This window comes from Cobetia sp. SIMBA_158 (assembly GCF_046566945.1).
Lineage (GTDB): Bacteria > Pseudomonadota > Gammaproteobacteria > Pseudomonadales > Halomonadaceae > Cobetia > Cobetia amphilecti.
Map to the genome: position 1 here is coordinate 1 of NZ_JAWJYL010001170.1, position 232 is coordinate 232.

The window sequence follows — 232 nt, forward strand, 5'->3', positions numbered from 1 at the left end:
CGCGTGCCGAACACCGACAACCTCGGTCTCGAAGCGATCGGCCTGAAGGCCAACGAGCGCGGCTTCATCGACGTCGATGGCCACTGCGCAACGTCGGTGCCGAACGTCTACGCGATCGGCGACGTGGTGCGCGGCCCGATGCTCGCGCACAAGGCCGAAGACGAAGGCGTGCTGGTCGCGGAAGTGATCGACGGCCAGAAGCCGCACATCGACTACAACTGCATTCCGTGGG

Annotated in this window: 1 protein-coding gene; it reads left to right on the forward strand. The window is 65.5% G+C overall.

Translation table 11 applies throughout. The annotated features are described in order from the left end of the window. On the forward strand, positions 1-232 hold a 232-nt coding region (locus R2R70_RS23440; RefSeq protein ID WP_410979413.1), incomplete at both ends, for an FAD-dependent oxidoreductase.